Here is a 12,213-nt window from a genome sequence, read left to right as displayed (position 1 = left end):
AAGTTATTAATGTTTTAAGGTTGCATCAGACTCAGAATCTGGAGTCAATTCATCGGTTTTAGCCTCTTTTTCTTTCGTTTTGAAAATTCCTTCACTCATAGATTGAACCAAAGGGCTTTTCTTAGAGAGTTTCCCGCTGGCTTGAGGATTTATATCGGAATCAACCGATGAAGACTGAAAGGAGCTTTCTTTAATTAATTGGCCTTCGGCTTGAGAACTTAGTCCTGAACTAGCTGACTGAGCAGAGGTCGTTGTTGGAGAGACAACCTCTTCCTTGTTTTTATTTAAATAAGACTTTGGCTTTTCTTTTCCCTTCTCCGTTTCTTTTTCATATTCTTCAGACGCTGATTCAACCTCTTCAAGCTCTGCTCCGTAGCCACTAAATTCATCTACCTCGATTTCGCTATCTTCGAGCTCTGAATCACTCAACTCTTCAACGTTTTGAACAAGCGCTTCATAGACATTGGTACTTTCAAATTCAGCTATGTTTGCGGATGATAGTTTCTTCTCTTCTTCTTTTACCAGAGATTTCAAAGTTTCTGGGAAATACTTTTCTAACTCTTTTTGACTCACCGTTTCAGGAAAATCGATTTGTATTACCGATGTTTCGCTAAGCTCTGTAGTAGCCACATATTCATCCGTATAATTCGCTATAAAATGCTCACCACTCACTGCTTGGGTCTGAATAAGCTGAGACCACAATCGATTTTCACGAACTTTGAGATAATCAAGCATTTCCTTTTCAAAGGTCGGAAGGTCATCTTCTTTGATTTGAACAGAAATACCTTTATATTTATAAAAACCGGATTGAGTATATTTATCTAAACTAGAATACATTTCTGCAAACTTAGCTGCTTCTGTTTTGCTATAGAACAAGACCCCTGTTTCAATTACAGACGAATCCTCGTCCGTTGCTAACCACAATTTAGCATAGGGTAATTCAGGGTGCCCATCGAGTGTTCCTGCAAGTTTTTTCTGCTTAAGTAAATCAATGTCTTCATAAAAAGAACAACCTTTATTTTTTCCTACATTTCCTATACCTGTATGGGCTTGTTTTAAAATGTGCATACTAAAATTGAGCAAACTCATACTCTGAGTCAACATACCTTTGCTCATGCCAGCAGTCGCAATAGTTAGCAGTGGAGCGGCTTTCAATACTTTCGCAGAAATTGACAACACATCTTTTGGTTCCACTTCTCTAAATTTCTGACGATTGGTATTTTGCTGGAGCCAATCATTTCTTACATACACCTGTATCAACTTCATTGCATTCACCTCTATCTATACTTTATAAGTACAATATAGTCTCAATTTGTTAAGATATTATTAACTGTGTTTAAATAAAATTGCAGTTGATTATAAAGTGAATGGAAAATTAATGACCTTGCTTGTTAAAAGAGATAGGCTGATGAATAAAAAAGATATATTGAAAAAACAGAAAATGCTTTTTAGCTCCTTTCGGACAACCATTCTTAATTAGAGCTAATCAAGGGCTTGCATTTTAAATAAATGGGAGACTTCCCAGGCATGAAAGTTAATCCAAACAAAAGGATCTTCCGACCATCGATACCTTTCGGACTAAATAATTTCACGCCCAAAATGTGAATTCAACTGAAAATTTTAACTTGTTATACCGATATGAATATCAATTTCATCCCCGCGATATCGCTCAAAATCAGAAATAAAATTACGTGTATACTCAACACGCGATTCAAAAAAAGACCAAATCCTCAACCAAATTTCGATAACAGTTTTAGGCATTTCCCCCTTCCCACTAAAAACTAAATAGTTACCCGCTTGAATGATGACAGTCGAAAACTCAGGTGATATTTGCCAAGACTTCACAGGAATCCCAACGGTGACTTTATAATACCCTGTCGCATCAAAATCATAATCGGAATACACCCCAAATACCTCTGAGAATTCCTTCGAACCAGATAGGTTATGCACAACCCCTCCAAAATCCTCCCAAAGCTTAGGCAACTTTGCCGTACTCTGATTAAACTCCTCACTGTTTTTAGTCCGCACACTTAAACCAGAAACAATAAAGCTTTTAAGAGTTGCTAATTTAGGCTCACTAAACGACATATCGATGACTCCTTTTAAATACTGAGGACGATATATTAATCTTTCACTATGACAGATTTTGTCAGTATGCTTTTTTTTAAAATGCGTTATTATTCATTTAATTAGAGAATGTTATTTGAGATGAGACTGTGGTTTAAAGCGCTTATCTGAAATCTCTTCAGATATAAAAGCCTTAATTATTTTTATTTTTCATAATATAGATACAATCCGCATTCATCTAAAGTAAGAAGGAGGGAAATTTCATAGCGCTCTGCAAATATCGCATACCATAATTCGCGCAAAAGAAAATTGCTTATCGTCTACCAAACCTATTGATACAAACTATAGGGTTTGATTGGACGACAGTGATAGTATAATTACTTCAAACTCTTTTAAATGAGGCGCTGTTTTTGATTTTAAGATTGCTTTTTTGAAAGCTCTGGACACATGCACTTCTCGATGTTTGCTCCTAAAAAACCATCTTAACCAAACTTTCTTTCTTCCGAAATTCATTTGAAAAGTTTTAAGCAGATATAAGGCTTTGGAGTATAAAATTAATTGTTTTTTAGTACTAAGACAAATTGAATAACAGTTTCGAAGAATGTGAGTTTTAAACGGAAAAGTTGTGCGGTGGCTTTGAAAAATAGTATCTGCTTTTTTCTTCGCTTCAGTAACTTGCAGGGATTAGCAAAAAAACACTTAAGTTTAAATTAAAATGAATCGGCAATCTATCATCGTCAATTGAAATACGTTGTCTATCATCTTTATGGAAAAGGCTAAGTTTGTATCAGAAATTGATTAAATTACACTCAATAATAGTTGTTGATGAAAAAGACCGTATAAGCCGAGTTATAATAGGAAAACCAAAGACCATCAAAAAGGCATGTATCGTGCAGAATAAATCATTCAACTGTTACCTCATCGGCGATGATAATATCACTCTTGAGTGTGCCTCATTGATACGTGCAAAAAACCACCATATTTTGGGAATAATATCCTCCTCTCGAAAAATTAAAAAATGGTGCAGCCTTAATTCTATTCCTTCTGTTAGAAGTCTTAAAGATTTCGAAACACATTGTTTAAATAACCCTTGTGATTATTTGTTCAGTATCGCCAATGGGACAATTCTTAAGCCTAAAATACTTAATTATCCCCGCATCGCTGCCATTAATTATCATAACAGCCCCTTGCCTAAGTATGCTGGATTATATGCAACCACCTGGGCACTTCTTAATAAAGAAAAAGAACATGCGATCACCTGGCACATCATGTGCGAACAGGTTGATGCGGGTGAGATTTTAAAGCAACCTCGATTTAGCATTAATGAAGATGAAACGGCATTGAGCTTAAACCTAAAATGCTATGAACATGCAGTTAAAGCCTTTAACGAATTAATTGATGAACTTTCATCAAACACTACAGCCTTATTGAAGCAAGATCTCTCTACACGCTCCTACTATGGTTTAAAAAATAAACCTGAATCTTATGGTTTTATTTCATGGAACAATACGGCTGAAGCAATTGATACGCTATGTCGGGCATTGACCTTTGGAGAGTATAAAAATGAATTAGTTACCCCAAAGGTACTCCTACACGATGAAATTATGATTGTTAAAGCATATAGAAAACTAGGGATTTCATCAGGAAGAGAATCAGGAACCATCGTACACTGTTCTGCCACAGACTTACAAATTGCGACACTTACAACAGATATAGTTTTTTACGAGTTAATGAGCCTAAGCGGCGAAGTACTCCCCATAGAGTCTATTATTAAACAAAAGAGTATATCGGTCGGACAAGTTCTTACTGAACTGACGCCTCATCACATCCAGGAGTTAACTAATAATCCTGTGTTATATCAGCCCAATAAAGAAAAATTTTGGGTGAAAGAACTCCTAAAATCTGTCCACGGTGGCGTTTCGTTTTTATCTCATCTTTACAAAACTAATGATTCGACAATAAAAAAAGTAATCTTGCCTAATCATTTGCTCAGCCAAATAAACCAATATGCGCATGAACATTCTATCTTAGCCCAATCTATTCTTGTCGGACTGGTACTGACTTATATTTACCGTCTTAACAACTATAACAATTTCACGCTCGATTATACTCCCGTCTCTAACAAGAATGAAAACAAACTTCATGGATTAATAAGTAGGCATATCCCCTTAACATCACACTTTGACAGCTCGAGTAGTTTTCGTGAGGTATTATTTTTTATTCACAAAGAACAGGAGCGTCTCATTCCAAATGATAGCTACTGTAAAGATATTTTAGTTCGCTATCCTGAACTACATGGCATAGCAGAGGAAATCGATATCAGTATTACTATTGCTGATCCCATAGCGCCTCTTGTATCGAAATGTTGCAAAAAATTAAATTTCTATATCGCCGAAGATGGCTCTTCCGTCACCATTGATAACAAAACTAACTATAAAGATTGGGAAGAATCATATAGTTTTTTTAATTTTATGGAAGAACATCTGCTCGTTTTATTAGAAGATGCTATCCATGATCATGACAAGAGACTGTTTGAATTGTCTATTATTGGAAGAAATGAAAAAGACTGTCTTTTGTTTCAATGGAATAAGACCGAACAATCTTATGATCTCAGTCGCCTACTTCATCAAGCCATCGAAACTCAAGTTACCAATGTTCCTCAGGCAATCGCCGCAAGGTTCAATGGACATACACTCACTTATAAGACACTTCATGAACAATCTAATCAGCTCGCCCATTGTTTGATATCTCACGGCATTAAACCGAATGACATAGTAGGCATTTATATTCACCGAAGCATGTATATGTTAATAAGCATCCTTGGTGTTTTAAAAGCAGGAGCTGCCTATTTACCTCTAGATCCTACTTATCCCGATAAACGGATTAATTATATGCTTCACAATAGTGGATCACCGCTTCTATTGACACATGAGTCTCTCGCTGACAAAGGATTCCAGGGATTTGAAGGCAAAATCATCGATGTAGAAACCATCTTACAATCTCAAGAATTTAATACTGAGCTACCGGACATAAAAACCCAACCATCCGATTTAGCCTATATCATATATACCTCTGGCACAACAGGAACCCCAAAAGGGGTATGTGTTTCTCATAAAGCCGCCTGTAACCATATGACATGGATGAAAAGCGCTTACAATTTTACTCAGAAAGATATTTTTTTACAAAAAACACCCTTCTCGTTTGATGCTTCAGTTTGGGAATTTTTTATGCCTTTATGGGTTGGTGGCACCCTAGTGATAGCGCCTGTGCATGCACACAAAAGCCCCACCGAGTTGATTGAGCTAGTCATCAAAAATAAAGTAACAATACTCCAACTCGTTCCCCCCATGTTAAGAGAGATAACCTTAACGCCAAGATTTGTTTCTTGCACCTCCCTAAAACAGGTCTTTTGTGGTGGTGAAATATTATTACCAGAAATTATTCATTCTTTTTATGAACAGTGCGCGTCCCCATGTGCGTTGCATAATTTGTATGGCCCGACGGAAGCAACGATTGATTCGCTGACTTATACATGCTCGCCTAAAGATGCAGATTATCCAATTAACCGAATAGGAAAGCCTATTTCGAATATGAAAGCTTATATATTGGATAGGTGCTTGCAATTAGTCCCTACAGGTATACTAGGAGAACTCTATCTCTCCGGCGAGGGATTAGCAGATGGCTACCTCAATAATGAGGTCTTAACCCAACAAAAATTTCTGCCCAATCCTTTTGAGAATCTTAAAGATAAGCGCCTCTATAAAACAGGGGATTTAGTAAAATGGCAATCTAAGGGTATTATCGAATATCATGAACGAGAAGACAGTCAGGTCAAAATACGAGGATTTCGAATAGAAATCAGTGAAATAGAATCATGCCTGGATAAAATAGCATGTATTTATCAATGCCTCGTAAAACCAGAAAATATAAATAACACAGGTCTTTCTTTATCTGCCTTTCTTGTCCTTGTTGATAATAACCCCATAACGGCAACAGAGATTCGAAACTTTTTAAAGCATGAGCTTCCTGACTATATGATCCCCTCTCGATTTTTTGTAGTCGAAAAATTATTGATAACATCCAATGGAAAACTAGATAGAAAACATGATCTAACGCCCATAAAGCAACTTTATTTAAGCAAAGAACATCTTCCTCCTCAAAATGAGGTTGAGAATAAATTACATAGCATTTGGTGCTCAGTAATGAATTTAGATGATATAGGTATCTATGATAATTTCTTTGAAATAGGAGGGCATTCCCTCGTTGCAATGAGCATTATAACTCAGATTCAAGACCAGTTTAAAATCGATATAAGCATGAGCCTCTTATTTAATCATCCCACGATTCATTCTTTGGCTCTTGAAATAGAACAATCACTGCTAGCAACAAATAATGAATATAAAGAATTATCATTCTCTGATCGGATTATTGTGCCAATTAGGCGAACGGGTATACGAACCCCCATATTTTTTATTCATCCCATAGGAGGAAGTATCTTTTGGTATAAGGACTTAGAAAAATACCTTGATGAAGATTTCCCCCTATATGGTCTACAAGATCCCGGATTGGAACATCAAGATTTATTGTTTAATAACATTGAGCAGATGGCAGGTTCTTATATTAAAGCGATTCAAACCATTCAACCCAAAGGCCCCTATTTAATTGGAGGTGCCTCGTTTGGAAGCACTATTGCTATAGAAATAGCTAAGCAACTTCAAAACATGAATGAGAATATAAAAGCCATTATCTCACTTGACGGATGGGCAGAATACCCTGCACTTCAAAGAAATGAAGACTATTTCAAAGAATTGATGCGAGAACAAAATGCGCGCATCCTAGAACAACATCTGAAATATCAAATATCTAATTCAGAGGCCTTATTAGAGTTACAATGGCATAGAGAAAAAATGTTGATGCACTATAAGCTCCCTCATCTTAAATGTCATTTGATGTTATTTAAAGCAGAAATCTTAACCGAAATTTTTAATTATGACGCCCCATTAAATTGGTGGGAAAACGTCATCTCCGGGAACATTCTATGTCATTTAGTACCGGGCGACCATGAGAGTATGTTTTCAGAACCTAATATCCGTATTTTAGCTAAGAAATTGAATGAAAGTTTAAACTCCCTAAATACTGTGCTATAGAATAATAATCTGATAAGTTGAAAATTTATCCAACCTCATGGACGTTGACGAAATGACATCTATTGATGAGCAAGCTTTAACAATGCTAATCCAAATGGTTCAAAAATCCATTTTATTAGTAAATAGTGACTATACAATCCAAAACTTAAATAGCGCTGCAGAACAACAACTCGCTCTTGCAAAAAATAAAGTGATAGGAACCTCCTTAAAAGAGCTATGCACCCAAGAAGAGCTCGATCAATTAACCACCACGGGTCTTGTAACAATTAATCTTAAATCAAAACACCAGCTCTGCTATGCAATAATTGTTCAGGACGCTCGCAAAACAAACCCTATTTCCAATCTCAACGATCGTCAATATCTGGATATTATCATTTCTCAAATTCCAGTAAGTGTATACTGGATGAACAAAGATTATATCTATCAAGGATGTAGCAATAACATGGCGAAGCTTCTTAATTTAGGCTCTCGTCAAGAGATAGTCGGTAAAACTTATAAGGATTTATACGACCAAAAGTCTACTGATTCTTATATAAAATCGGATAGAAAGGTCATCGAACAGGGACTATCAGTGAATCTAGAAGAGCCCCTATACCAACCTGATGGAAGTAAATTAGTTTATCTATCCAAAAAAGTGCCCTTACGTGATGAGCGTGGCCACGTTATTGGCATGCTTGGTATTTCAACGGAAATAACAGAACGTAAAAAAATGGAAGATGAGCTTAAGTTAGCTAAGGACGCAGCTGAGGCTGGCGACCGGGCAAAAACTGAGTTTCTGGCAAATATGCGCCATGATATTCGTACTCCACTTTCAGGAATAGTGGGATTTTCAGAAATTTTGAAAACAGAATCAAAAGAGCTACACACAAAAGAGTATGCTGATAACCTTATTGCCTCAAGCTATGCCCTGCTTGACCTAATGGATGAGGTTTTAGAGGCAGTAAGAGTCAGTTCAGGAGAAATCCCAAAACTTAAGCGTAAATTTGATTTTAATTCCTTGCTAGCTAAAGTGATTGATTTACATAAAGCAAAAGCTTCTGAAAAGAAAGTTCTCTTGAATGCGATTATTGATAAAAAATTACCCCGCTTTGTGATTGGGGATAAAATTCGTATACAGCGAATTATCTCAGAACTGATTGGCAATGCCCTCAATTTTACTCAAAAAGGCCATGTCACACTAACCGTAGAACTCGCTAAAATTCAAAAACGGGATTTAATTGTTCGAATTAAAGTTTCTGATTCAGGGATAGGCATTGCCAAGGACAAACAACAAGACATTTATCTCCAGTTTAAAAGACTTATTCCTTCTTATGAAGGACTTTATAAGGGAACAGGTTTAGGGTTGTACGTCGTTAAGCAATTTATTGATGAGTTAAATGGTGAAATTTATGTAAAAAGCAAGATTGGAGAAGGCACCTCTTTCACTTGCTTAATTCCTCTTCAAGAATCTCTTCTTGATGATAGTGATGGAATTGATGAAGAGGAATCAGATTTTGAAGGTAAGCCTTATTTAATAACACCCTCTCCTCAAATAAGTCACCATCCGAATTTAGCTAAACGAAACAAAGTACTCGTTGTAGAAGACAATCCTATCGCTCAAAAAGTCGCAAGAACTTTACTTAACTCAATGGACTGTCACGTAGAGCTAGCCAGTTCAGGCCAGGAAGCGATTGAAAAAATAAAGCAAAATCACTACGACCTTATCTTTATGGATATAGGTCTTGGCGCAGGTGCAGATGGCTATGAGGTCACCCGACAAATTCGAAAACAAGAAACAGACAATGAACATACCCCTATCGTAGCCTTAACGGCTCATGCTGCAGAAGAAAACAAACAATCTTGTATTGAAGCAGGTATGGATGCTGTTTTATCAAAACCAATTACTAAAACTCATGCGTCTAATATCTTAAATCACTTTATTAGAAATCCTGAAGGTGTTAAACGAGAAAAAATAGAACAAGCTAAACTCGACTTACCCGATACCGAAGCAGAGCTATTTGCACTTAAACAATTTCCTCTCTTAGAAGTTGAACAAACCTTAAAAAACTTAGGCAATAAATCAGTATTTATTGAGCTCTTGCAAGATTTAATTAATGTGAGCATCCCTCAAGACCTCCCTCGAATGAAAGACGCTTTTGCAGCTAAAGACTATGAACAAGTTGAAAAGTTAGCTCATAAAATGAAAGGTGGTGCTGTCTATGTAGGGACTATTCGTATGAAATATGCCTGCCAATACCTAGAACGTTATTGGAAATCAGGTCAACGAGAATTGTTTGAAAAACTGTACGAACAAGCTGTTTCAGTCCTTGAAGAGACAGTTACTTTTATCGAACATTGGCTCACATTACACTATGAGTCTCTTTAAGGGTTAAAATGTTTATACGAGTGCCACCGCAATTTTTTTATTTTTTTCAACTCTTGCTTTAAACAATAATAAAAAGAAATAGCGGAATATATTTATTCAGGTTTAGTGGTTAGACAATAAAGGAATAGAGGTGTAATATTTGGTGTAAATTTTTTACTCTTTTGTCTATGAAAATTCTGTTTATTCCTGGTTTGCTCTGCACTTCTGAAGTTTGGGGTGGTTTAAATTTGTTACGTAATGATTTTGATTGCTTTGATGCAGATGTTTCGAGAAATAACTCAATCTTTGGAATGTCCGAAGATACAATTAGTATGATTGCGCAAGAGGCAGAAAATAGCATTGTTGCAATCGGTATATCTATGGGTGGATATGTGGCTTTGAATTTGGCATTACAGCACATTAGACAAATAAAAATGTTAGTACTCATAAATACTTCTAGCCATGCAGTTGCTCCAGAAACTGTGTCAAATCGTTTAGAAATGATTGAGTATGTGAAAGAAGGGCGATTTTCAGAGGTCTTAAAGTCCTCTAAGGGATATTGTTTCTTTAAAACAAGCAAAGAGACTGATGAGCTGGAAATCAGAATGGGGATCAGTGTTGGGGCTGATGCTTATATAAATCAACAGACAGCGATAATATCCAGAGAGGATTTAACCAATAGATTGCAAGAAATAAATATACAAACATTGATTATTTCGGGTAAAAATGATCAGATTTTACCTGTTGAAGATTCGTATGAAATGTTTGATTTAATAACAGATTCCAAACTTGTAGCCTATAGTAATTGCGGGCATCTATCTACATTGGAAGGCAAAAATATTTACAATGATGTTTCAGGTTTTATTAAAAATGACTTTCCAAGTAATAGATAAAGTTCAGTTATACGAAAAATCAAAATGTCACGAATTTGATGACATAATTGAAATAGAACTCTATAAATTATTTATAGAGTTATGTCATAATCTCGGTGTCACATATATGTCTTATACCTTTGATTATATGAATAAAATTCGGTACAGCTTTAGAAGTGATCCGCTATGGGCGAAGACATATGATAATGAAAAATACAATGGCTTACCTTTAATTGAGCAATGTCCATTAGACATATTTTCACGTCAAAGTAAGAATTTAATTTTGGTTTGGGATGATTTTGTGTCAAGAGAACAACCGCGTGTATATCGAGAAATAATGGGAATGAGGACAGATATTGGTTTATGTCATGGAATAACTTTATCGACCTATTTTGGCAAACATCACGATGCTATTGCTGTGGCTTCAGAGGAATATCGAGATAACCTAGCAATGCGAATTTTATTAAATAATAAGAAAAATGTCTTAACGAAATTTTTGCTGTCTTGTAGAAAAAAAATAATAACTCATTATTTGATGGGGGAATAATGGCGGCAGAAACTGCGATCTTATCAGATCAGGCTTCTCGACTGAAAAAACTTAGATTGTATTTGGGGCTAACTAGGAAAAATTTTGAAATAAAATTTGGGATCAGTCGGCATACTCTAAGAGCGTGGGAGATAGGGGAAAAAAGGTTCACTGACAATGCAATTAAGAGAGTAGTGGATTTATTAAATAGTAATGGTATCAATTGCAGCTTTGAATGGTTTTTAAGTGGAATGGGTGAGTCTCCCATCATGCTTAAAGAGTCAATTGACTATGCATCATCGATTGATTTTGATCCTGTCAATGAGAAGACATTGAATGAAGTTTTATTTTTTAAGCAAAATAATCCAGGATTGGAGGTCTTAGTTGTGGGCGACAATCGCTTTGAACCGTTAGCCCATATAGGTGATTATATTGGTTTAAAGCAGGTAGATGTAAAAGAGTTGGATTTATATTTACAGAGTCTTGCTTATGTGAGGTGTGTAGAAGGAGAAAAATTTTTATCAATCATTACTAAGACTAATACAGATTACATATTTGAGTCTTTAGATAAACAAAATAGTGTAGGTTTAGAGGTAGTTGAGTTTATAAAAATCATTGTTTGGTTTAAGAAGTTAATGTGTGAAGAAAACTAGCCTTATAGTCCTGCTCAGTTCCATGGGAACTGTTTTTGAATGGTATGATTTTACCATTTATGTTTATCTGTCTAAGGTAATGTCAGACCTATTTTTTCCTAATAATGATCAACGTGTCTCGTTTTTGTTATATTTCACTGTCTTTATATTAAGTTACTTAATTCGACCACTTGGTGGAATTTTATTTGGTTATATTGGAGATAGATACGGTAGAAAAAAAGTGTTATTTATAACTCTGCTTACTATGACCGTATCTACTCTGTTTATGGGGCTAATACCAACGTATCAGGAAATAGGAGTTCTCGCTCCATTAGCAATTTTAATACTTAGGCTTGCTCAAGGTTTATCTGTCGGTGGTGAAGGTATTGGCGCAACAACATTAATAATTGAGTCCTGTGAAAAAGGCAAAAGCTTCCTAACATCTATTATATGGGCATCTTCAGGGGTTGGGATACTAATTGCATCACTTGTGGCAACCTCTCTTTTTCTTATTTTTGATAGTAATCAAATGTTAACCTTTGGTTGGAGAATGATCCTTCCTCGAAAACCCGTACACCAACATTAAGCCACTAACCCAAACTCAGTCGGTGTTTGATATCCGAGA

At 35.8% G+C, this 12,213-nt stretch carries 8 protein-coding genes; 6 read left to right on the top strand and 2 right to left on the bottom strand.

All coding sequences use genetic code 11. The annotated features are described in order from the left end of the window. Nucleotides 1-6 precede the first annotated feature (6 nt). Together Ldro_RS04360 and Ldro_RS04355 are read right to left on the bottom strand one after the other, a co-directional pair. On the bottom strand, nt 7-1,275 hold the full coding sequence (locus Ldro_RS04360) for a hypothetical protein (protein ID WP_157066460.1): 1,269 nt from the start codon (nt 1,273-1,275) through the stop codon (nt 7-9). A 345-nt stretch (nt 1,276-1,620) separates the two neighbouring features. Next, complete coding sequence (locus tag Ldro_RS04355) at nt 1,621-2,088, bottom strand: GyrI-like domain-containing protein (RefSeq protein ID WP_058495200.1); 468 nt, start codon at nt 2,086-2,088, stop codon at nt 1,621-1,623. Nucleotides 2,089-2,957: 869 nt separating this feature from the next. On the opposite strand from Ldro_RS04355, the gene Ldro_RS04350 reads away from it, so the two are divergent. The 6 genes from Ldro_RS04350 to Ldro_RS04325 all read left to right on the top strand — a co-directional run bounded on the left by Ldro_RS04350 (nt 2,958) and on the right by Ldro_RS04325 (nt 12,174). Beyond that, complete coding sequence (locus Ldro_RS04350; RefSeq protein ID WP_058495199.1) at nt 2,958-7,214, top strand: amino acid adenylation domain-containing protein; 4,257 nt, start codon at nt 2,958-2,960, stop codon at nt 7,212-7,214. 52 nt (nt 7,215-7,266) lie between these two features. After that, nucleotides 7,267-9,579 (top strand): response regulator, encoded by a 2,313-nt coding sequence (locus Ldro_RS04345; RefSeq protein WP_238583964.1) that lies wholly within the window; start codon nt 7,267-7,269, stop codon nt 9,577-9,579. 167 nt (nt 9,580-9,746) lie between these two features. Then, entirely contained in the window at nt 9,747-10,451 is a 705-nt protein-coding gene (locus Ldro_RS04340; protein ID WP_058495198.1) for an alpha/beta fold hydrolase, read from the top strand. Continuing rightward, on the top strand, nt 10,429-10,977 hold the full coding sequence (locus Ldro_RS04335) for a hypothetical protein (protein WP_131764393.1): 549 nt from the start codon (nt 10,429-10,431) through the stop codon (nt 10,975-10,977). The genes Ldro_RS04340 and Ldro_RS04335 overlap by 23 nt, the downstream gene beginning before the upstream one ends. Next, complete coding sequence (locus Ldro_RS04330; protein ID WP_058495196.1) at nt 10,977-11,609, top strand: helix-turn-helix domain-containing protein; 633 nt, start codon at nt 10,977-10,979, stop codon at nt 11,607-11,609. Before Ldro_RS04335 ends, Ldro_RS04330 begins: the two co-directional genes overlap by 1 nt. Further along, entirely contained in the window at nt 11,596-12,174 is a 579-nt protein-coding gene (locus Ldro_RS04325) for an MFS transporter (protein ID WP_058495195.1), read from the top strand. Before Ldro_RS04330 ends, Ldro_RS04325 begins: the two co-directional genes overlap by 14 nt. Nucleotides 12,175-12,213 lie beyond the last annotated feature (39 nt).

Source organism: Legionella drozanskii LLAP-1 (genome assembly GCF_001467585.1).
GTDB classification, from domain to species: domain Bacteria; phylum Pseudomonadota; class Gammaproteobacteria; order Legionellales; family Legionellaceae; genus Tatlockia; species Tatlockia drozanskii.
This window is presented reverse-complemented; position numbering and strand designations above follow the sequence as displayed.

What these genes read in the sequence shown, in the direction of transcription:
- Ldro_RS04355 (WP_058495200.1), bottom strand. Translation starts at nt 2,088, where the DNA reads ATGTCGTTTAGTGAGCCTAAATTAGCAACTCTTAAAAGCTTTATTGTT.
- Ldro_RS04345 (WP_238583964.1), top strand. Translation starts at nt 7,267, where the DNA reads ATGACATCTATTGATGAGCAAGCTTTAACAATGCTAATCCAAATGGTT.
- Ldro_RS04340 (WP_058495198.1), top strand. Translation starts at nt 9,747, where the DNA reads ATGAAAATTCTGTTTATTCCTGGTTTGCTCTGCACTTCTGAAGTTTGG.
- Ldro_RS04335 (WP_131764393.1), top strand. Translation starts at nt 10,429, where the DNA reads ATGACTTTCCAAGTAATAGATAAAGTTCAGTTATACGAAAAATCAAAA.
- Ldro_RS04330 (WP_058495196.1), top strand. Translation starts at nt 10,977, where the DNA reads ATGGCGGCAGAAACTGCGATCTTATCAGATCAGGCTTCTCGACTGAAA.